The organism is Pedobacter nyackensis, from assembly GCF_900176505.1.
In the GTDB taxonomy this organism is placed as follows: Bacteria; Bacteroidota; Bacteroidia; order Sphingobacteriales; family Sphingobacteriaceae; genus Pedobacter; species Pedobacter nyackensis.
In genome coordinates, this window is sequence record NZ_FWYB01000001.1 from 703,241 (window position 1) to 724,162 (window position 20,922).

The 20,922-nt window shown below is 39.5% G+C and carries 18 protein-coding genes; 10 read left to right on the plus strand and 8 right to left on the minus strand.

The genetic code is table 11. From position 1 onward, the window contains the following. Positions 1-64: 64 nt before the first annotated feature. The 3 genes from B9A18_RS02860 to clpB all read right to left on the minus strand — a co-directional run bounded on the left by B9A18_RS02860 (position 65) and on the right by clpB (position 4,135). A complete protein-coding gene (locus B9A18_RS02860; RefSeq protein WP_084287148.1) occupies positions 65-724 on the minus strand; it encodes an outer membrane beta-barrel protein in 660 nt (219 codons plus the stop codon). 36 nt (positions 725-760) lie between these two features. Further along, positions 761-1,396, minus strand: coding sequence for an outer membrane beta-barrel protein (locus B9A18_RS02865; RefSeq protein WP_159452590.1), 636 nt, complete (start codon positions 1,394-1,396; stop codon positions 761-763). A gap of 144 nt (positions 1,397-1,540) precedes the next feature. After that, positions 1,541-4,135, minus strand: coding sequence for an ATP-dependent chaperone ClpB (gene clpB / locus B9A18_RS02870; RefSeq protein WP_084287150.1), 2,595 nt, complete (start codon positions 4,133-4,135; stop codon positions 1,541-1,543). 242 nt (positions 4,136-4,377) lie between these two features. On the opposite strand from clpB, the gene B9A18_RS02875 reads away from it, so the two are divergent. Beyond that, complete coding sequence (locus tag B9A18_RS02875) at positions 4,378-5,601, plus strand: MFS transporter (RefSeq protein ID WP_084287151.1); 1,224 nt, start codon at positions 4,378-4,380, stop codon at positions 5,599-5,601. A gap of 52 nt (positions 5,602-5,653) precedes the next feature. After that, the gene (locus B9A18_RS02880; RefSeq protein ID WP_084287152.1) at positions 5,654-6,259 is read left to right on the plus strand and encodes a hypothetical protein; all 606 of its coding nucleotides are present in this window, start codon (positions 5,654-5,656) and stop codon (positions 6,257-6,259) included. A gap of 72 nt (positions 6,260-6,331) precedes the next feature. Here B9A18_RS02880 and B9A18_RS02885 read toward each other — a convergent pair whose 3' ends face one another. Together B9A18_RS02885 and pyrE are read right to left on the minus strand one after the other, a co-directional pair. Beyond that, positions 6,332-6,730 (minus strand): SRPBCC family protein, encoded by a 399-nt coding sequence (locus tag B9A18_RS02885; protein WP_084287153.1) that lies wholly within the window; start codon positions 6,728-6,730, stop codon positions 6,332-6,334. 10 nt (positions 6,731-6,740) lie between these two features. Next, positions 6,741-7,394 carry an orotate phosphoribosyltransferase gene (gene pyrE, locus B9A18_RS02890; protein WP_084287154.1) on the minus strand — a complete coding sequence of 218 codons (654 nt, stop codon included), beginning with the start codon at positions 7,392-7,394 and terminating at the stop codon, positions 6,741-6,743. 398 nt (positions 7,395-7,792) lie between these two features. Here pyrE and B9A18_RS02895 point away from each other — a divergent pair, with 398 nt between their 5' ends. Next, a complete protein-coding gene (locus B9A18_RS02895; protein ID WP_084287155.1) occupies positions 7,793-8,653 on the plus strand; it encodes a sigma-70 family RNA polymerase sigma factor in 861 nt (286 codons plus the stop codon). Between the two features lie 144 nt (positions 8,654-8,797). Then, entirely contained in the window at positions 8,798-9,421 is a 624-nt protein-coding gene (locus B9A18_RS02900; RefSeq protein ID WP_084287156.1) for an NUDIX hydrolase, read from the plus strand. Here B9A18_RS02900 and coaD read toward each other — a convergent pair. Genes coaD through B9A18_RS02915 form a run of 3 tightly spaced genes read right to left on the minus strand, consistent with a single transcriptional unit; the run spans position 9,416 to position 11,298 of the window. Next, entirely contained in the window at positions 9,416-9,877 is a 462-nt protein-coding gene (gene coaD, locus B9A18_RS02905; RefSeq protein ID WP_084287157.1) for a pantetheine-phosphate adenylyltransferase, read from the minus strand. The two genes, B9A18_RS02900 and coaD, sit on opposite strands and share 6 nt — an antisense overlap. 60 nt (positions 9,878-9,937) lie before the next feature. Further along, a complete protein-coding gene (locus B9A18_RS02910; RefSeq protein ID WP_084287158.1) occupies positions 9,938-10,477 on the minus strand; it encodes an RsmD family RNA methyltransferase in 540 nt (179 codons plus the stop codon). Then, on the minus strand, positions 10,468-11,298 hold the full coding sequence (locus B9A18_RS02915; RefSeq protein WP_084287159.1) for a DUF3822 family protein: 831 nt from the start codon (positions 11,296-11,298) through the stop codon (positions 10,468-10,470). The genes B9A18_RS02910 and B9A18_RS02915 overlap by 10 nt, the downstream gene beginning before the upstream one ends. Before the next feature lie 52 nt (positions 11,299-11,350). Between B9A18_RS02915 and B9A18_RS02920 the strand changes: the two genes are divergently transcribed. From B9A18_RS02920 to B9A18_RS02945, 6 genes are all read left to right on the plus strand, one after another. After that, positions 11,351-12,793, plus strand: a complete 1,443-nt coding sequence (locus B9A18_RS02920; protein WP_084287160.1) for an ATP-dependent DNA helicase — start codon at positions 11,351-11,353, stop codon at positions 12,791-12,793. Between the two features lie 105 nt (positions 12,794-12,898). Then, on the plus strand, positions 12,899-13,585 hold the full coding sequence (locus tag B9A18_RS02925) for an MCP four helix bundle domain-containing protein (protein ID WP_084287161.1): 687 nt from the start codon (positions 12,899-12,901) through the stop codon (positions 13,583-13,585). A 91-nt stretch (positions 13,586-13,676) separates the two neighbouring features. Next, a complete protein-coding gene (locus tag B9A18_RS02930; RefSeq protein ID WP_084287162.1) occupies positions 13,677-14,291 on the plus strand; it encodes an RNA polymerase sigma factor in 615 nt (204 codons plus the stop codon). Between the two features lie 78 nt (positions 14,292-14,369). Then, complete coding sequence (locus B9A18_RS02935; protein ID WP_084287163.1) at positions 14,370-15,563, plus strand: FecR family protein; 1,194 nt, start codon at positions 14,370-14,372, stop codon at positions 15,561-15,563. A 343-nt stretch (positions 15,564-15,906) separates the two neighbouring features. Beyond that, a complete protein-coding gene (locus B9A18_RS02940; protein ID WP_084287164.1) occupies positions 15,907-19,434 on the plus strand; it encodes a SusC/RagA family TonB-linked outer membrane protein in 3,528 nt (1,175 codons plus the stop codon). 4 nt (positions 19,435-19,438) lie between these two features. Further along, the gene (locus B9A18_RS02945) at positions 19,439-20,893 is read left to right on the plus strand and encodes a RagB/SusD family nutrient uptake outer membrane protein (RefSeq protein WP_084287165.1); all 1,455 of its coding nucleotides are present in this window, start codon (positions 19,439-19,441) and stop codon (positions 20,891-20,893) included. Positions 20,894-20,922 lie beyond the last annotated feature (29 nt).

The window sequence follows — 20,922 nt, forward strand, 5'->3', positions numbered from 1 at the left end:
TAAATAAGAACGGGGAGTCCTGTTGTAATCAGGTTCCCCGTTTTATTTTGAGGGCGAATAGGAATTAGAAATGGAAGTATACGCCGATTTCTGGTTTAAAAGTATCTATGCCAATCTTAAATTCTTCGCCATTTTCTTTAAATGAGGTAGAAGCTTCATCGCTTTCTGATTTCGAGAAACCTTTTTGGTAGCTCAGCATGGGGAAGGAGAATTCAATAGCCAGTTTTTTAACCGGAAAGAAGGCCAGGCCTGGTTTAGCTGCTACACCAAATCCTTTAAATTTGTAATCTGGGTTGTACGCGTACGCTTGATCCTCGGAGAAAACATACTTTGAATCGCCAATATTTCCATTAATGGCTACCTCAGTGAAAATCTTGAACTTTTCAGAAATATTGAAATAGTACCTGGCAAAAGGAGCCAGGCCGTAGCTTTGTCGTGTTTGTTTGCTCTGAATTTTATTACCATCTAAAACATTTGCGTTTGATTTTGATATAGTATGATTGTAAATTAAGCCAAGTCCAATTGCCAGATTATTGTTAACGAAGTAACCGGATCTTAAAGAAGCGTAAGAATAATTCATTTTTTGCTCATTTTGTCCGATTTTATATTTATGCGTGCTAAATGAAACATTTCCACCTAATATTATTGTTCCTTTTTCTGTCTGGGCCTTAGCCTGGAGGCTAAAAATGCATAACAATACTGCGAAAATTAATATGTTCTTCATGTTGTCTTTTTTGAGGGGATTAATTAATATGCAGCATTAAAAATGGTAGTTCACGCCAATAGATGGATTGAATGAGCTCAAACCGAAAGTAAAAGCGTCATATTTAAATGAAGTTGTTTCGGGCATTTCTGGTGTAATTTTTTGAGTAAAGTAGCTCACCAGCGGGAATGAAAATTCAATGGCCCATTTTTTAGCAGGGAAAAATGCAAGTCCGGGACTTATTCCGGTGCTGTAAGTATTATGTTTGCTTTTAGTAGCTCCTGATTTTCCATGCTCATTTACCTCTTTTTCCTTTCCGAATGCAGCTTGAACATTAAAATCCCCAAAAAACTTGAAGTTATCTGCGATTTTTGCGTAATACCTCACAAAAGGTGCTATGCCATAATAGGTGTGTTGATTGCCCATATCAAGGGTGTTGTTGTCATTAATAGTGCCCTTCACTTTTGATATGGAATAGTTTAAAGTTGTACCAACAGCCCAATTGTCGCTTACCAGATACCCAATTCTCGGACTTAGTCCAAAAACTGTTTTTCTTCCTGATCCCTGATTGTCTTGATTTGATGTGCTGAAATTTACACCACCTCCTAATAAGAATTTTCCTTTTTCTGTTTGAGCGTTAGTTGAGAACGCAATGGCGCATAGCATGGCCATGATGAATAGTTTGTTTTTCATTTTCATTTGTGTTTGTGTTAATCAATAGTAGAAATAAAAAACAATATTTTTCTTTTGTAACAAGAATATCTTACAAATAAAAAACCGCAGGTTTTGCAGAATTAATCATCTGCAAACCTGCGGTTAATAAAATATTGAATAACCTTATTTGTTGTTTAAGAACACAAACTGGTGGTCAAACATATCCAACTTGATCTTGCTGTCTTTATCCACTTTACCGGATAATATTTCCTTAGACAACTCATTTAGTATGCGTTTCTGTATGACGCGTTTCAATGGTCGGGCACCAAATTGTGGGTCGTAACCCAATTCTGATAACCAGTCTAAAGCTTCCGGAGTGGCTTCAATCTCAATACCCATTTCAGCAAGTGTATCCTGAACATGTCTAAATTGCAAGCTCACAATATCCCTCAACTCATTACGGTTAAGTGGAGTGAACATAATCAACTCATCAATCCTGTTTAAAAACTCCGGACGGATGGTTTGTTTCAGCAATTCAAAGAGTTCATTCTTTGTTTTTGCAATTACCTCGTCATGATTTTGATCATTAAGGTCTTTAAAATTATCCTGTATCAGGTGTGAACCTAAATTTGAAGTCATGATGATAATGGTGTTCTTAAAGTTCACCACGCGGCCTTTATTGTCCGTTAAACGGCCATCATCCAGTACTTGTAATAGGATGTTAAATACATCCGGATGTGCTTTTTCAATCTCATCCAGTAATACTACCGAATACGGTTTACGTCGCACGGCCTCTGTCAGCTGTCCGCCTTCATCATAGCCCACATAGCCCGGAGGCGCACCAATCAATCGCGAAACAGAATGGCGTTCCTGGTATTCACTCATATCAATCCTTGTCAGCGCATTTTCATCGTTAAACAGGAATTCTGCAAGCGCTTTAGCCAGCTCAGTTTTACCCACACCCGTTGTGCCCAGGAAGATAAACGAACCAATAGGTTTTCGTTTGTCCTGTAATCCGGCACGCGACCTGCGTATGGCATCAGATATGGCTTCGATAGCCTCATGCTGACCCGCAACACGTTTGTGTAACTCATTTTCGAGGTTCAGTAGTTTCTCACGTTCACTCGAAATCAGTTTAGTTACCGGTATGCCGGTCCACCTGCCCACTACACCCGCAATGTCATCAGCCGTTACTTCTTCTTTCAGCATGCGGCCCTCAACCTGCTGACTCTCCAGTTGTGCTTTTAGTTTTTCAACTTTATCCTGAGATTCTTTTATCTTGCCATAGCGGATTTCAGCAACCTTTCCATAATCACCTGCCCGTTCGGCCTGATCAGCTTCCAGCTTATAGTTTTCAATCTGCTCCGACTCGTTGTTAATGCTATCTACCAGGTCTTTTTCACCCTGCCATTTGGCTTTTATCTCATCCCTTTCGGCAGAGATATTGGCAATCTCCTCGGCTAAGGCCTGCACCTTTTTAGCATCGTTTTCTCTCTTGATGGCCTCACGTTCTATCTCCAGCTGCATGATCTTACGGTTCAGCTCATCCACTTTCTCTGGTACGCTATCCATCTCCATACGAAGCTTAGCAGCAGCCTCATCCATTAAGTCGATCGCTTTATCTGGTAAAAATCTGTCGGCAATATAGCGCTGCGACATTTCTACCGCCGCAATAATAGCCTCATCTTTAATCCGCACCTTGTGGTGGGTTTCATAGCGCTCCTTCAACCCGCGGAGGATAGAGATCGCATCCTGGGTATCCGGCTCATTAACCATTACCTTTTGAAAACGACGTTCTAAAGCTTTGTCCTTTTCTATGTATTTCTGGTACTCATCCAGGGTAGTGGCACCTATTGCGCGTAAATCACCACGTGCCAATGCAGGTTTCAAAATGTTTGCTGCATCCATAGCACCCTCACCACCACCGGCACCCACCAAAGTGTGGATCTCATCAATAAATAGGATGATATCTCCGTCGCTTTGCGTTACCTCTTTAATTACCGCTTTCAAACGTTCCTCAAACTCACCCTTATATTTGGCTCCTGCAATCAAAGCGCCCATATCTAAGGAGTAAACAATCTTTGATTTCAGGTTGGTAGGGATGTCTCCTTTAATGATCCTGAAAGCAATACCTTCAGCGATGGCAGTTTTACCAACACCAGGTTCACCAATCAGTATCGGGTTGTTTTTAGTCCTCCTTGAAAGAATCTGGATCACTCGCCTGATTTCTTCATCACGACCAATGATAGGGTCCAGTTTGCCTGATTCGGCATATTCGTTTAAGTTACGTGCATATTTATTTAATGCGTTGTAAGTAGCTTCTGCATTCTGATCCGTAACATGGTTATCACCCCGCAAAGCGATGATCGCTTTTTTAAGGTCTTTCTCTGTTACCCCCTGATCTTTTAGAAGCTTCGACGTATTGTCGTTTACTGAAAGTAAGCCCATCAATACGTGCTCAACTGAGACAAACTCGTCTTTAAATTCCTTTAAATAGGATTGCGCTTTCTGCAAAGCCGAGTTGCTTCCAGAAGTTAAATACGGACTGCTACCCGTAACTTTAGGGAATTTCTCAATCTGTGTATCTAATTGCTGATTTAAAACATTTAGATTCACATTCAGCTTCTTTAATACATAAGAAACTACGTTTTCATCAACAGTAAGCAGCCCTTTTAAAATGTGGGCTGTCTCAATAGCCTGTTGCTGATTGCCTTGGGCTATTTCAGAAGCCTGTTGAATCGCTTCCTGTGCTTTTATAGTGAAGTTATTGAAGTTCATGCTTATCTTTAAACAAAGTAAATGCCGCCTTGTTTTTTTAATAATTATCGGAAATTTTGTCGCTTTTTTGGAGCTGATGCTGACTAATTTACCGATAATTAACCAACTTATATGAAATAATGTCTTCTTTTAGTAAAGCGATGTAGCGTTAAGCGGCAGGCTTTCTCTATATAGACACAAAGCCTTGCATAAGCCCGATTTCCTTTCTATTTTGGATAAATTTCCCGTCCTTTGGGGCTTAAATGAAAGAATTTATACGATTATATCTTGATGCCTACAAAGGTCTTTCCGCTCCGGCATGGATGCTGGCGTTGGTCATGCTGATCAACAGGAGCGGAGCAATGGTGATCCCTTTTTTAGGCGTATACATGATTAATCATTTGAATTTTAGTCTGGAGGATACCGGAACAGTTTTAAGCTGTTTTGGTATTGGCGCTGTTGCCGGATCCTTTTTAGGCGGCTGGTTAACGGATAAAATAGGACATTTTAAAGTGCAACTGGTGAGTTTGATTTTAACAGTACCTATGTTCTTTCTTTTACCCGAACTCAATACCGTGGTAAAACTGGCGGTAGGTGTTTTTATCCTCAGCATTATTTCGGAAACATTCCGACCGGCAAACTCGGTTTCTATCGCCTATTATTCAAAGCCAGATAATGTGATCAGGTCGTTTTCTTTAAACAGGATGGCCTTAAACCTGGGCTTTTCTATCGGTCCTGCATTGGGTGGTTTCCTTGCTGCGGTATCTTATACCTTCCTGTTTTATGGTAATGCCGTTGCCGCATTCTTTTCGGCACTGTTGTTTTTTCTTTATTTCCGCAACCGTAAGGGAAATGAGAAGAAAGAAGTAATCGCCACTGAAGCTACCAGTAATGACCCTAAAGCAGATAGATCTCCCTATAAAGACCTGCTCTTTATGCTGTTCAGCATCCTGAGTTGCATATTTGCCATATGCTTTTTTCAATTGCTCAGTACGCTGCCGCTATATTACCGAACTGTTTACCAGCTTACAGAGGCCAATATTGGTGTAATCCTTGCTTTTAGCGGATTTGTAGTGTTTCTATTGGAAATGTTGCTGGTTCACATTGCCGAGAAAAGGATGACCGCCAGGGCCGTAATTGTATGGGGTGCGTTGTTGTGCGGCTTGTCTTTCCTGATCTTGAATCTTGCACATGGCATCTGGGTATTGTACGTGGCCATGTTTGTATTCTGTATTTCCGAAATTCTGGCTATGCCATTTATGGCTACGGTTACTTTGCAACGATCTTCTTTAAAAACCAGAGGTGCCTATATGGGCGTTAATGCTTTGTCTTTTTCAGCTGCTCATATCTTCTCACCATTTGTAGGAACAAGAGTTGCTGCGGTATATGGATTTGAGACTTTGTGGTATGGTACGGCTATTACATTGTTGTTAACGGCTATCGGATTTCTAATTGTGATGAAAAAGATGCGCTTATCCACTTTTTAAGGTAACAATTTAGGGCTTGGGTTGATATGATGTAAACCTAACCTTAAATGTTATGAAAAAGCTCATCTCTACCCTGGCCAGCATTCCATTTTCTATCTTTGCACAGCAGTTCCCCGAAGTCCCTATGTGCTTTCAGGCATTAAAAACGATACTATCCCTTTTTGCCTTCAAAAGTGGTTTTAAAACCTTACTGGCAATGGACATGAGAACCCATGCCTGTGCATTTAACAGCGAAAAGCCGATAGTCATTAACAGGGTAGGGTGCAGGGCCTGGATGGCTGGTATTACTTATCGTATTTCCTTATGGGAACTGGGCGAGGAGCGGTCGCTCGGTACCTGTTTGGTGTGTCCGGGAGATACAAACACTATTGAATTCTTTTCCTTAAAATATCCAGTAGCTATACAACCCGGAAAAACCTATTACATCACGCGTACGTATGTAAGTGGTGGATTAAATGATAACGCTACCGATCATGTAGGTTGGTTGAGTAGTAAAGATGGCGGATCAATTTATCCTATAAAACAACAAAGCATTACTTTAATCCATGGTTTTTTTAGTGATGATGAGCATCCTTTGCAAAGCGATAGTGCATCGAACATCAGAACCAGTACGCTACTGCCTTTTATTGATTTTGAATATACCCTGCAGTGCCCATGAAAAGGGCTGTACCATGTGAATGATACAGCCCAATTATATTTTATGCTCGTGTTATCGAGCTTTTAAACCTTACTATTTTAATATTTCTGCTAACCTTGCTGTTTGATGATCAGCCAATTTTTGTAACGGCCCTGCAGCTAGCATTTTCATCATCATGTTCAGGTCTGCTGAGATGATGTGTTTTGCTATAGTACCACCTTTACCATTATCAGCTACAGTCCATTTTAATTCCAGATCAAAAGGTGCTTTTTCTGTCGGAACTGCGATCAGTTCCTGGTTTTCGGTACGACTGGTAATTTTGATACTCAGTTTAGCCATATTTTGTATGGTAAAGCTGGCATCATCTTCAGTCGACGACCAGTTATAGATATTCTCAGGCATCAATTGCTGATGATTGTTCATATCTGCTAAAAAAGCATAAACTTTTTCTACCGGTAAATTTACTTCGGTGGTACTTTCAATAACTGTCATTATAATCAGTTTAGTGTTCTATTTCGTTAGTCCATTCAGCTGGGTTTCTACGCCATTTTGTTAAAAGATCTACATCTTTCTGTGCGATAAAACTATGTTCAGCTGCGTAATCAATCAGCGTATTGTAATTAGAAAGTGTGGCATAACGACATTTAGATGCAGCGAAGTTCTCATCAGCCTGATCAAAACCATAAGTAAATATAGCAACCAGTCCGGCAACAGATAATCCTGCATTTCTTAATGCATCAACTGCCTGTAAACTGCTTTTTCCTGTTGAAATCAAATCTTCAATTACTACTACACGTTGTCCTTCAATGATTTCACCTTCAATCAGACTTCCTGTACCGTGTTCTTTTGCTTTAGCTCTTACATAAGCAAATGGTAATCCCAGTTCCTGAGCAACCAATGCACCCTGAGGGATACCGGCAGTGGCCACACCAGCAATTAAATCTACAGATCCAAATTCTTCCTGAATCAATTGAGTAAGTTTTTGTCTGATGTAAGTTCTAACAGATGGATGGGAAAGGGTGATCCTATTGTCACAATAAATAGGGGATTTCCAACCTGAAGCCCATGTAAACGGGTTGTTTGGTTGTAACTTTATTGCTTTTATTTGTAATAAAAATTCAGCTACCTTTAATTCAATATCACTTTTATTATACATGGCGCAAAAATACAGATTTCTTTACAATTTGTGCTAACACTGCTATAAACTAGTTACATCGTGGGCTTCAAAATCAAGAAAATGCTGGGTTAAATAATTAATTCCTATGTGGGCAAATATCGTTAATTAATATTGGCGTTAAAAGCTGTTTTTTGACTTGCACTGATAATCAGTGTTATAAAGAATTTGCAAAGCTTTTACTGAACTAATTGTGCCGCACAGTAATAAGAACTTTTATGATATTTCGTTGACCATCCCCGCGCAGCCTATGCCGCGAAATTATATTCTGTTTTAGTGGGCGTTTTTGGTGGAAACAACCATAGTTTCCGAAGGACTAGCCTTTTTCAATCCGTCTGTAGAGATTAGCTTTTGACAAGCGCAAAAGCTTCCGGTTTTATATGAGAGAAATTAAAATAGAAAAGTCTATTACCAATAGAAGCGAGGATTCTATTGATCGTTATCTTCAGGAGATTTCAAAGTATCCATTGCTTTCCGTTGATGAGGAGGTGATTTTAGCAAAAAAGATCCGCTCGGGTGATGCAATGGCATTACAACGATTGGTGAATTGTAATTTGAGGTTTGTGGTTTCAGTAGCTAAGAAGTATGCTATAGAAGGGGTGTCGCTGGCCGATTTGATTTCGGAAGGGAACATTGGTTTGGTGAAGGCTGCCGAGCGCTTTGATGCAAGTCGTGGATTCAAATTCATATCCTATGCAGTATGGTGGATCAGACAGGCAATTCTGCTCAGCCTGGGGGCATATAAGCGAATGATCCGCCTTCCCATGAATCAGCTGACTGGCGTTATGGATCTATTCAAAGCCGAGTGTGTACTGGAACAACGCCTGCATCGTTTGCCGACCGTAAACGAGTTGGCTGAATTTATGGGCGTGGCCCATGAACGGATCCTCGAATATTGGTCTTATTCGCCCATTACCTTTTCTCTGGATAGCCCCTCGAACAATGATGAAGATGAATGGATGACTGTCAGGAAAGATCCAGTTGCAATCCAACCGGATGCAGGCCTGGAGCAGGAGGCCTTGCAGGTTAATATAGAACTGATGATGCGGGTGTTGAGTACGCGTGAAAAACGTATCCTCCGTTTGGCTTATGGTATGGAAGGCTGCCGACCGCTCCAAAACGAAGATATCAGTGAGGTACTCGGCATTAGTCCTGAAACCATCCGTCGCGCTAAGGCGAAAGCACTGTTTACTTTGCGTAAAATAGGGTCTATAAAAATGATGCAGGAATATCTTCGGTAGCTTTATCTTATACCTATTAAATAAAAGATGGAATATGGATTATTTTTTTCAGGTAATTCTGTACTTTTAAAGCCTGGTTTTCATCTCTGAAATATGCGTTAAAACAGCTACTGACGACCATTCTTAAAAAATAGGCATTGCATTATGAAGACTTACAGGATTTACATCAACGATAATACCCTATATATATCCGCCTCTGTTCCGGATTTTGTTGAAAATATTGAGCAACTAAGCGTTGTAGGCTTTCATTTTCCTACGTTTTTTAAGCAGATATCCGATCTGTCTGGTAAAACATATTTGTTACAGGATCCTGATCCTAAAGCCTTGTTTCAAATTATCAAATCCAGTTGTACCATTATTAAGGCAGCAGGTGGATTAGTGGCCAATGCCAGTGGAAATTTCCTGTTTATTTTTAGGAATAAGAAATGGGATCTGCCTAAAGGAAAGGTCGAGAAGGATGAGAAAATGAAACAGGCTGCCCTACGCGAAGTGGAGGAAGAATGCGGTGTAAAGATCTTTAGCAACGATGAAAAGTTGTGTAAAACCTATCATGTGTATGAGATGGGTGGTAAAGTTGTTTTAAAGAAAACCAACTGGTACAGCATGACCGTTAAGGGAGTCCCAAAGTTAGTCCCGCAAAAAGAGGAAGGCATTACTAAAGCCGTCTGGTTAAGCAGGACCGAGTTGGATCAGATTGTTGCCAATACTTATCCATCTATTATGGATGTACTGGAAGCAGGAGCGTTGCTTGGGCAACGCGTATTATAAGTACTGAATCGCTTCCTTTGGTAAAAACGGGCTAACATCACCATTGTTACGCAAAATATCGCGTACAATGGTCGAGCTTATGGCTGAATACTCTGGTTTACTCAATATAAAGATGGTCTCCATTTCTGGCATCATGGTCTGATTGATCTGAGCAATGGCTCTTTCATATTCGAAATCTGCCACAGAACGGATACCTCTAACCATATAGTTAGCGTTAATCTTTTTACAGAAATCTACCGTCAGCCCCTCGTAAAGCTGGACTTCTACACCAGGGGTATCGGCAAATACTGTTTTAACAATTTCTTCACGCTTTTCTGCGGATAAAAAACTCTGTTTCGAGCTGTTTAATCCGATACCCACTACAATTTTGTCAAATAAAGGGACAGCGCGCTTTAATATGTCTACGTGAGCGATTGTAATGGGGTCAAAAGAACCGGGAAAGAGTGCGATTTTCATAAGTGTATGATTTGCTTTTTATCGGTTATGATGGTTTCATCAGTTTATAGTTTGCTTTTATTATTGTGGTTTTTCAAAGAAGCTAAAAGATGAGTTACCATAACGACGGGTTTCTTTATAACCCGGCTGGTCTTTCATTTTCAGTAAAGATGGATGTTCCACAATTAACAAACCGTTATCAGTAAGTAAATTGTTTTTTAACACCAGTTCTGGTATCAATGGAATGGTTGGTAAATCGTAGGGTGGATCTGCAAAAATGATCTGGTATGTATCTTTGCAACTCTCCAGAAATTTAAAAACATCAGCTTTTTGCACGTCAATTTCTGGCAGGTCGTATTTTTTGATCACTGATTTTAACCAAAACACACAACCCGAGTGCTTATCTACCGACGTTACCTGTTTAATCCCTCTCGAAGCAAACTCAATACTGATGTTTCCTGTTCCGGAAAACAAGTCGAGCACCTTACATTCTTCAAAATCGTAAGTATTATACAGAATGTTGAAAAGAGCTTCTTTGGCCATGTCGGTCGTTGGTCTTACCGGTAAGCTTTCCGGGGCATTAAAGCGGATGCCTTTTAATTTTCCTCCTATTATTCGCATAAATCAAGGGCTAGGAGGCTACTGTAATAATGAGCAGGCATATCGTCTAAAATCTTGTGGTCTATTTCTTTTGCCGGTGGCAAATTGAAATTTATGGTGTGGAAATATTTTTGGATACACTGGTAATAGTCGTCGCCATCATGGATCACACCACTTAAGTATACTTCAGTGTTCGAGGTATTGATGTTAAGTTGACTGATGATCAGTAGCAGGTAATAGTTAAATTCTTCTGCATTATCCGTCTGGTAATAATTCTGAAAGATCAATTGCTCTGCTTTAGTATACAGTGCATTGAAAGAAGATGCGGTGAAATCCAGCAGTAAAACCGTTTTTTTAGTCTGCGCCGCCAGTGCCAGTACAGGCGCATTCTGTGCAAACATTTTGCAATTGTTTAATGCGTTTTCCAGTGTTTCTTCAGTGAATTTCTGAAGGGTAAAAATCGAGGTAAAGCCAAAAGTACTAAAGGGTCTGGCATATAGGTTATTCGATTGCTCTTCAGCAAAGAATTTGGCATATTGGTTCACTTGTTCCGGATCAAATAGTTCGTTGGGAACGCAGATGGAATTTTCGGTGTATACGGCAGCTTTAATTTCTTTGAATGGAAGGGTTAAATAAACATCATTCTTAAGTTTTATCGCCAGGATTGCGGGTACATTGTCGCATTCCTGCTCATCATATACTGCTTTTAGCTGCTTGCTTTGCTTATCTATGATCGCATACGAGAAACTATCTGGTGTTATTTTCAACAACAGATCACAATCTGCAGCCGTATTGAGGTCAAATTCAGGATCAACCAATAGTATGCTGTTCTTATTATCCATATTAGCAAAATTAATCCTTTTTTCTATAAGATCACCATCGCATATTTGTTAAATGGATAAAGCAGCAATTATAGCCCAGTCTTACGAATTCATTCCTACAGCCGAACAGTTGGATTTTTGTAATGAAATGGCTTCCTTTTTATCGCATGGACTGGATAGTCAGTGTTTTATATTGCGGGGCTATGCGGGGACGGGAAAAACGACTTCTGTAGGTGCCCTGGTAAAGGCTTTGCCAAAATTTAAAATTCGTTCGGTCTTACTCGCTCCAACAGGTAGGGCCGCGAAGGTAATGAGCAATTATACGGGTAAAAAAGCGCTCACCATTCACAAGAAAATATATAGAAAACGTTCGGCTGTGGCCACAGATTTGTCATTTCAGCTGGCTCCAAACCTTGCCGAGCATACCCTCTTTATCATTGATGAGGCTTCGATGGTTGCTGATGAATGGGTTAGCCATACAGGTTCTTCGTTTTTAAAAGACCTGATGGAGTTTGTGTACAATGGGAAAAACTGTGCCGCTTTATTTGTCGGGGATACGGCGCAGCTGCCTCCGGTAGGGAGCATCGATAGTCCGGCTTTAAACGCGGCCTATGTGATGGCTAATTTTGGTAAGGAGGTAAAGGCCGTTGAACTGAAGGAAGTCGTGCGTCAGGAAAAGGAATCGGGGATACTGGCCAATGCGACCATGCTACGTAAATTGATTAACGATCTGGAAGCTGCGCATGACTCGGAAGTGGTTTTGCCTAAGTTTATCACTAAAGACTATAAGGACATTTTCAGGATGACAGGCTTGAAGCTGGTGGAAGGCCTGGAATATGCCTACAGTAAATTTGGTATCGAAAATTCACTCGTGGTTTGTCGTTCAAATAAATCAGCCAATGTATATAACCAGCAAATCAGAGCCAGATTGCTGTACCGTGAAGAAGAACTCACCGGTGGCGATCAGATTATGGTCGTGCGGAACAATTATTTCTGGCTGCCGGAGAACGAGTCTACCGCTTTTATTGCCAATGGCGATATGGCCAAAGTAGTTCGCGTTAGGCGTACCGAAGAACGGTATGGCTTCCGCTTTGCAGAGGTGCAGCTGGAGTTTCTGGATTTTCCCGAAGCAGGACAGGTTACGTGTAAGGTGATGCTGGATACTTTGACCGTTGAGGCGCCAAATTTATCTTACGAGCAAAGCAACAAGCTTTTTGAGGAGTTAAACCTCGACTATGAGCACATTAAAAATAAGCGCGACAGGTATAACGCGATTAAAGAAGATCCTTATTATAACGCGCTGCAGATAAAGTTTGCCTATGCGGTAACTTGTCATAAGGCGCAAGGTGGACAATGGGATGCTGTTTTTGTTGATCAGGGCTATTTAACTGATGAAATGGTGGACATGGATTTTTTAAGGTGGCTATACACAGGGGTGACAAGAGCGAAAAAAGAATTATTTTTAGTAAATTTTGCTCCGAATCTGTTTTTAGCTCCGGCTGAGGATCAATTTTAAAAACATAAAACCATCATAAACATACGCTTTCAAATAGGATGAATATGTTTATGATAGCTTAATAGCCTTTAAAATTAAATACAAACTAATGAAAAAACTGAAATTATGAGATTTGCATACTCTGTTAAACAAAAAATGAAGATCGCAATGTTGTTGTTCTGCATCATGGCCTGCACCTTGTTGATTCGTTTTTTGGAAGACAAAAGTGTGAAGAGTATGAACGAGTCATTTGTATCGATGTACAACGACCGACTGATTCCTGCTACAGATCTGTTTTATGTAGCAGAGAATGCTTACTTAAAAATGTCTGTGTTTGAGGATGCATTGTACGGTCCGGATCAGCTTTTTAATGCGGCAACTTTAAAGTCAAAATTGAATAATCTTAATGTTTCTATTGATTCCTTAATCAATAAATATGGTAAAACTTTCCTGGTAACGAAGGAAAAGGAACAGCTGGAAGAACTAAAAAAGGGGCTAACCAGTACGGTTAAGGTGGAAGATAGGATTCTTGAAATCGCTACCAATAAAGGAATAAACGAAGCAAGGGCGCTTTACAACAGTGAAGGCCGAAGCTCGTCCACCAAAACCATCAAGAAGTTATCAGAGCTAATGAGTATACAGAAACAGATTGGCGAGGAATTGATTAAAGATTCGGCCTTTATGGTATCCGGTAATCAGCTGTATTCTACATTTCAGGTAGTTTTAGCCATCGTAATTGGTATTCTGATTGTCGGGATTGTATTTACCTCTAATGTGGTAAAAATTAGTAATGATAAGTTTAACCTGAATTAGGTAAAGAATATAGTTTTTTTCATGTATATTGATGTAATATTTTAGTTATGTTTGAGTATAAATAAGGGAAAAAACAGTAAGAATACCAAATATGGAATGTAAGGTGCCAAATGTGCTTGAAAATGAACGTTTTCTTCTTCAGGAGGCTTCTGCGGGCAGTAGAGAGGCGTACACCACCTTATATACCTTTTACCTTCCTAAATTGTATAAATACATTTACCCCTTTGTTAAGTTTTCTAAAGAAGACACGGAAGAGATTCTCCACGACATGTTTATGAAAATATGGGAGCGAAAGGAGGGACTTTCAAATATAAAATCCTTTAACAGCTACCTGTATAGCATGGCAAGAAACAAGCTTGTCAATTTGCATGAACATACTAAAGTAAAGCAAAAAGCCATCAATTATATGGTTGCTCATGCTGTCCATACCGGAAACAGTACTGATGACAATTATATTTATGTACAATATCAGGAAGTAATCCAGCAAGCTATCAATGCGCTGCCACCAAAGCGCAAGCGCATATTTGAAATGAGCGCTTATGAGGAACTATCACAAGATGAGATTGCAACTGCATTGGCAATATCTAAGTCGATGGTTAAAAAGCAATTGTATGCTGCCACCAGACATGTAAAGGAATACCTGCGTTTGCATACGGATCTGACCGCATTTATCGCCATTTGTCTGACGGCGGGATTATTAAAATAGAAAATATTTTATTTTTTTGTTTAGGGGGGTATCTAATTTTAATCCCTCCCTGTCTTACTATTAAAACAGCTTAATCTTATGACTCTAAATCAAATAAAGGAACTTCTACAATTCATTGCTGCGGGGAATGCTACAAAAGCGCAGGAAGATGCCTTTGTTGAATGGTTAGACAATTGTGATAAGGCAGATTATCAGGAAGCAATTGCAGAATGGGAAAGATTATTGGAACAGGAACCAGTGTATGCTGCTCAATATCCGGCATTAACTTCAAGAATAGAAGCAAGTCTTAATAAAGCTGATATCCCTGTAATTCCACTTTATGGAAAAGAGAAAGATAAACGCAGTTCAGTAAATTGGAAAATGATTGCTGCTTCTGTGATCCTGATCCTTGCTATGGGCAGTTTCTTTTATTTCGGTAAGGATAAATTACAAAAAACGGCTTCCAATCACCAGACTATGGATATTAAACCCGGCGGAAATAACGCAGTGTTGATACTAGGTGATGGCTCAGAAGTAAATCTAAATAGTATTAAGAATGGCGAAGTGGCCATGCAGGCCGGAATTAAGGTAGAGAAGCGTGCTGATGGACAGTTGATTTATACCATCGTTAAAAACGCTGAAAACAGAAGCAAAGAATTGTTTAATACCATACAAACCCCAATTGGAGGTCAGTATCGGATCAATTTACCTGACGGGAGCCTGGTATGGTTAAATGCAGCATCCTCATTGCGTTACCCTACATCTTTTAGTGGTGATGAACGTAGGGTAGAATTGATTGGCGAAGCCTATTTTGAGATAGCAAAAGACAAAGCCAGGCCCTTTCGCGTAGTGAGTCACCAGCAAACGGTTGAAGTGTTGGGAACACACTTTAACGTTAACAGCTACGAAGATGAGGATAATACAAGAACTACTTTACTTGAGGGCGGCGTAAAGATTTATGCCAGGGCAAATAAAGAAACTTTGGTATTAAAGCCGGGCCAGCAGTCGCAGGTTAGTGCAAATTCAATCAATGTAAAAGATGTTGACGCAAGCGATGCGGCAGCATGGAAAGACGGGTATTTTGTCTTCAATGCTGAAAGTATTCCTTCAGCAATGCGTAAAATAGCGCGTTGGTATGATTTGGAAATATCATATGAAGGAGATATTAATCAGGATCTTGCAGGGTCAGTATCGCGCTTCACAAATGTATCTGAAGTGCTTAAAACACTGGAATTAACCGGTCTGGTGCATTTTAAAGTCGATGGCCGCAAGGTCAGAGTTATTGCTAATTAAATCCTATGAAACCATCATGATTTTTCAAAAAACCACAGGGGAATGACTATAAACCGAGCTTGCGAGTTCTTGAACACTAGAATACAATAAAAACCGGTGAAAAAATCATGATAGCTTCATCACAAATAAAAAACAAATAATAGACAGATGAAAACCACAATATAAAATCAACTAACCAAATAACCTAAACCAATAAAGTATGAAGAAATAGAGACTCACCACACAAAGGTTGTCTTGATAAAAACCGGGAGGTGCTTGGAACCACCTCCACGGTTAATTTGTCTGGACCTAACCTAAATAATTTTCGAAGACCATTTATTGTCAATCCAAACTAAACAAAAGTATGAATAAAAATATTCATTGCCGGCCGGCCTGTGAACAAAGGTGGCTATATACTAAAAAACAGATCATCATGCGCATAAAAATGACCGTTGTGTTAATGATTGCAGCATTTTTACAGGTAAGTGCAAATGGATTTGCCCAGAAAATTACCTTATCTGAGAGAAATGCTTCTTTGGAACAGCTTTTTGCCAAAATAAAAAAGCAAAGCGGCTATACATTTTTATATAGTCCACAATTAATTAAAAGAACCAAACCAGTTTCACTAACTGTCACAAATGAGCCTCTAATTTCAGTATTGGAGATGTGCCTTGAAGGACAGCCACTAACATTTGCAATCAATCAGAATACAATTGTTGTCAGAAAGCGGGAAGAGGAATCAACCCTGGTTGATATTCAGTTTAAGCTATTCAAAGGAAAAGTTGTTGATACTAAGGGAATGCCTTTACCAGGTGTAACGGTTAAAGTAAAGAATAAAAATACGACAAAGATAAGTGATGCAAATGGTGATTTTAGCTTAGATGTTGAAGATGATGATGTGCTGATTTTAAGCTATATAGGCTATAGAAGAAAAGAAGTAGCTGTAAGCGGAAAAGAAAGTTTAAGAATTACCCTTGAAGAAGAGGAATCAGAACTGAAGAATGTCGTAGTTATTGGTTATGGTAAGCAAGATAAGCACCTTAATCCGAGTTCTATTAGTCGTGTTGATGGAGAAAAACTACAAAACAGGCCGAGCGGTTCTATCGAAGGCTTATTGCAAGGACTTGCACCAGGGTTAATAGTTCAAAACAATTCTGGTCAACCTGGAGGAAGAAGCAAAATTTCAATTAGAGGGGTGTCAGACTTTTCTAGTTCTGCTAATTCTAACGTGGTAAGTACGCCATTATTCATTATTGATGGAGTGCCATTGGATCAGGATACTTTCAATCCATCAAATCCCAGAGAAGCTATTTCGAGTGTTTTAGGTGGATTAAATCCTTTCGATGTAGAGAGTGTAGACGTATTAAAGGATGCGGCTGCAACAGCTATTTATGGTTCAAGGGGTGCTAACGGCGTAATTATCATTACCACAAAGCGTGGAAAGGCGGGAAAACCTATTGTAACCTTAAACACACAATTTGGAGGTAGTACACCGCCCCAGCTTCGGAAAACATTCGGCGGATCGGCAGAGCGTAATTTTAAATTAAATTTATTTAATTCGTATCAGAGTTCGAAAGTTGGCGGTGGAACTTCTAGCCCACCAATGGAATTAACAGATAGTTTGAATAGCTTTTACAATAATTCTACCGACTGGCAAGAGCTCTATTTCAGAAATGCTACATTATACAGCGTTAATCTTGGTGTTAGTGGCGCAAGCGAAAACGCCAGTTACCGTTTAGGTGCAGATTATTATAACGAAAAAGGTGTTGTATTAAGCTCTGGTTATAAACGTTATTCGTTAACCTATCAAGGCATTTTTAATCCAACAAAAAAGTTAACAATTACGGGTAGGGTTAATGTTAATCAACAAGATGCCGGTCAGCGTCGTGGAGAGACATTTAACGCTGCTGTAATTGGCAATAATTTTTCTTCTTCATTTGCCCCCGGACCGAGTTCAGGTTTTTATGATGCGTTTTTAGAGTCTTATAACAAAGGTGTTAATATTGATTTAACAAGAAATTTATCTGCTCAATTAGAAGGAAGTCTGGATATAACTGATTATCTAAACGTATCGTCCAGAGGTTCTGCGCGCTATCAGTTTTATCGTACAAGAGGTTTTAATCCTTCGGCGGCAAATTTAAACGGTAAAGCATCAGCGTCATATTATGCTAAGGAGAAGTTAGATCTTTTGAGTGTGACCAATGTTAGGTTACATCACACTTTTGCGAATGCGCATACTTTTGATTTCTTAATTGGTTCTGATATCAACACCAATAGTAACGATAATATTTATGGTAGCGGAGTAAATGGACCAAACGATGCGCAGCAAGTTATCCAAGGCTATGCCCAATCAGATATTACATTACAAACCAATAACATTACCTATGGATTGTTATCGTATTACTCAAGGTTGTCTTACGATTTTAACAAAAAATATATATTTCAAGGTGTAATCAGGAGAGACGGTTCCTCTAAGTTTGGGAAAGATAAACAGTGGGGTAATTTCTTGTCTGCCTCTGCAGCATGGGTTTTTACCAAAGAAAATTTCTTTGCAAACAATGTGGGTACCTGGTTTAGCTTTGGTAAGTTAAGAGGAAGTGTTGGTAAAGCCGGACAGCAATACCAGGATGATTATTTGGCTTTAGGTGCTTACAACACTGGTGCAGCTAGTGGTGCCCTCGGAACCTATAATGGCTCGCCAATATTAGCGCCAAACTATGCAGGTGCTAACGGTTTGCGAATTCCAGATTTAACCTGGCAAACTTCAAAAGACTACGGAGTAGGTTTAGATTTAGAATTTTTTAATAGCCGTTTAACTGCAGCTTTTGATTATTACCATAAAGCAAAAGACGGATTCTTGTTTACAACTCCTTTAAGTAGCACAAGTGGATATGCTCAAAAAAGTGTCAATAGCGGGAATGTGCTGAATACAGGCTTCGAGGCTGGTATTACAGGATATTTGACAGCACCTGATAAAAGGTTGCAATACAGCATGACCTTAATTACCACAACGAATAAAAATGTATTGACCAAACTTCCAGACTACGGAAGAAGTATTGCGAGAACAGGTTATTCTATTGGGGAACCCTATTTACAGATTGGTAAGCCATTAAATGGTTTTTATCTATTGGAATATCTAGGTGTTTTTCCTGATGAGGCCTCTGTGCCTATTAATCCTTATACCGGAGGTAAATTGCGTCCGGTTGGTCCTTTTGCAGCTCAGGATCCGTACCACGCAGGAGATATTCATTTAAGGGATGTAGACGGAGATGGTCGGATCGATGGAAGTGGAAATAGCGATAGAGTTTATATGGGTGATCCTAACCCTAAGGTTACGGGAAGTTTTTCAAATACTGTTTCTTTCCGTTTAAAAAACAATTCATCATTTCAGTTTAGCTTTCTTCTAAATTACTCCATAGGTAATAAGGTGTATAATAAAGTGTTAGCGGATCGAATTAAGTCGGTAAGCTGGACAGCAAGTACCAACGTAAATTATCCTGGAGGCCAACGCAATTTGTTAGATGTTTCTGACCTTGATGTGTGGACACCAACGCATACCAATGCGAAATACCCGGTATTAAACCCTTGGCGCTATTACCTTTTCTCTAGCTACGATTTTATTGGTAATTACGAAGGGAATACTTCTTTGTTCTTAGAAGATGGAAGCTTTGTAAGGTTAAGTAATGTAACTTTTGGATACGATTTTTCACCTAAGTTTTTACAAAAAGCCAAAATTAGAAGATTACGTGTTTTTGCAGGCTTAGAGAATATTTTTCTCCTCACCAAATATACCGGAGTTGATCCCGAAAACGTGGATGACTATGGTTATGATATTGGTAACGGGTATCCTGTTCCGAAGAAATTTAATTTAGGTTTCAACTTTGAATTTTAATCTCATGAATAGAAATAATTTTAAAAAAATAGCAAGCCTATTTTTAATATACAGTTTAGTGCTGTTTTCATGCCAAAAGGTGCTCGATCCAGAAGTGGTACAATTGCCTACGGCTGATAATGCAATTCAAACAGCGGCTGATGTTGATAAAGCTGTAGCGGCCGCTTACTCATTTTTACGTTCAGTATTGCCAGATAAAGTATTTTTAATGGGCGATGTGCGGGCAAATACATTCGAAAGCTATAGCCAAACGAGCAATACCAGGCCAGAAACATTAATTGCTACCAATACTATTGGACCGCTTTTAAATAATGGTGGTGGAGATTGGAGTGGATTTTATAAAGTTATTGCGCAATGTAATTTAGTGTTAGAGAGCATTCCTACGATTCAAAATTATGATCAGAGTGCTAAACGTAGAAGCTTGGGCGAAGCCAGCTTTTTAAGAGGATTGACCTATTTTTATCTTACCCGTTTTTGGGGAGATGTGCCAGTGAATCTCAAAGCTGTGGATGTTGATAATATTTCCAGAACGCCACAAGCCCAGGTTTACGACCAGATAAAGAAGGATTTAGATGTAGCAATTGCTAATCTTGCGCCTTCCTATTCTGCAGGCGATAAGGCGGTTAGAGCAACAAAAGGCGCTGCCTGGGCAATAAAGGCACATGTGTTGGCTTGGTTACAAGATTATGCTGGTTCAGAAAAACTTTGCGATAGCGTAATTAATAACGGACAATACAGTCTTATTGCAGATACAACCCAGTTGTTAAGAATTTTTATTGGAAAATCTCAGGAAGGTATTTTTGAATTAAATTTCGATGCCGCTTTAAAAGAGGTACAAAAAAATAAGGTATACAATCGCACATTAGGAAGACCATGGTATACCGATGGATCAGATGGTGGGGGGGGTACAGAAAAATTTTTACTATGTCCGCCTCCTGCATTGATAACACAAATGTTCCCAGTTAAAACAGTAGATGGACGTAAATCTACCTGGTTAACAAATTCGTCTAAAAATTATGACCCTACCCGTCCATATTTAGGCAAGTATAGAACTTTACAGGTTCAAGGTGATACCACATCTCAAAACATCAACGAATCAAACATTATAGTTACCCGTTTGGCCGATATTATGCTGCTAAGGGCAGAGGCTTTGGCAAGCACACAGGTAAATAGACCAGCAGAAGCCATAATTTGGTTAAATAAAGTAAGAGAAAGAGCAAAGGCTAGAGAGTATACAAGTGGTGGCAGTCTTCAAGACACCATTTTGCTGGAGCGTAGAAAAGAACTACTGGGCGAGGGGCAAATATTTTTTGATTACGTTAGAACTAGAAAACTTGCGGCTTATTCCAAAATAACACAGGCAGACTGGTACACGAAAGGCGCATGGTTGCTGCCAATCAGTCAGACTATATTATCTCAAAGTGGGTTTATAATCACTCAAAATAGCTTCTGGCAATAATTATTAAATTTTTATTTAAAATAGTATGA